The following is a 1,564-nucleotide window of genomic DNA, read 5'->3' as shown; positions in this document are numbered from 1 at the left end:
ATAGCTGATGCTTGTTATGAGCCTTATGGTGGAATCTACACTCAGTGGAACATGGAGGGTAAGACGTTCACCTGGCTTGGTGGTTGGGGTTACCGCCAGACGGGAGTTGAATGGAGTTCTGTTTATGTTCGTGCTCGTCATTACTCCCGTGGTTTGAGTAACTGGACATCGATTGATCCACTTTGGCCCGCTGAGATGGCTTATGGGTATGTGGAGGGTCGGGTGATGACCGGAGTGGACTACTGGGGTAACTCCATAAAATATGATAAGTCATGTGGCAGGCTCGATCAGAAGAGAATAGAAGATGCACTTTATGTTGGCCTAGGCGGCCCAAGGCAGGATGTGACTAATTTTCTAAACTGCCTAAATGAAATTGGAGAAATGCAATGCCGAAGCGGGGCGGTTAATGACCTAGGGAATGGCTTTATTTCGTTCTGGTATGCGTTAAAGAATGGCGGAAGAGATGTCTTGATTAGGTGTGCAGATTGTGAAGGTCGCGAGTGCGGAAATACAAATTACTCACATGTAAAGAGAATGATGGTTATAACGTTGTGCACTAGAGCACTTCAGGGAAAGTGCGGGCCGATTAAGTGTGTTTTTGCGCACGAGCTACTACATGCGAATACTGGATACCCTAATGTAATAGTGCATCGAGGTGACAACAAGAGTTATTTCGAATGCATAACAAGACTCAATGGCTGTGAAAAGTATACTGCCAACCACGCGAAATGAAAAAAAACCATACTTTGACCGTAGTGTTTGCCATATGTTTTATAATTTTAACCTATAGAACACTCCTTATTGGGCCGATGTATAGTGTTGTCAAATCATCGATCAGATACTCAGTTGAGCAAGGTGGTATTTACCCTGATCAGTTGGCGGATATGTATGTAAATAGGGTATATCATGCTGGTTATGAATCTAAAGAAAGTCGAGATCAACTTATGGTTGAGACTTGCCTTGTGCCGGTACTCGGTTTGACACTTTGTATATTGCTTTTTAAGAATGTAAGTCAAAACAATAAGACTTTGTTTAGGCCGCGGCAAATGTAACGGAGATTTGCGAAATATTCTAAAAAGAAACAACCGGAAGGCTTCATGAAAGTGGAAATGTTCTTATCAGCTGTTTTGCTCAATTCCATAGAAAATGTGTGGAACTATGGTGCTCGGATCACTCAGGTTTATGACACCAATGGATATCTGACGGGGATTCTTCGGACGAGTCTTGCTCCGGTGACGATGGTTTATGACAAGGAAAACCGTGAGATTGCATCCAGGCAAGGAGAATCTGTTGTATCCTATACTTATTCGGGTGATGGGCTCAAGCGAAGTGAGATTGTCCCTGATCTATCGACTGATCCACCTGGACTTTCGATCACGACTTTGGTTTGGGATGGCAGTGAGTATTTGGCGGAGACAGAATAGATGGCATTAGCAAAAACCTATTTGACAGTGAATGGGAAGATTCGCTCTGAACAGAGAGCGGGTGAGGCTCATTCCCGTGATTACGTTCTTGACCCTCTGGGGAGTGTGATTCAGATTTATCAGAACGGCTGGCCGATTGC

Annotated in this window: 2 protein-coding genes; both read left to right on the top strand. The window is 44.1% G+C overall.

Annotated features, from left to right (window positions below; genetic code table 11):
* On the top strand, window positions 1-732 hold a 732-nt coding region (locus tag AC1S52_RS01210), incomplete at its 5' end, for a hypothetical protein (protein WP_482027215.1).
* Between the two features lie 365 nt (window positions 733-1,097).
* Window positions 1,098-1,424 carry a hypothetical protein gene (locus AC1S52_RS01205; RefSeq protein WP_482027214.1) on the top strand — a complete coding sequence of 109 codons (327 nt, stop codon included), beginning with the start codon at window positions 1,098-1,100 and terminating at the stop codon, window positions 1,422-1,424.
* The last annotated feature ends 140 nt before the right edge of the window (window positions 1,425-1,564 follow it).

Source organism: Kovacikia sp. CALU 1929 (assembly GCF_056784235.1).
Note: the sequence above shows the minus strand (reverse complement) of the source record. Positions and strands in the feature narration are given on the sequence as shown.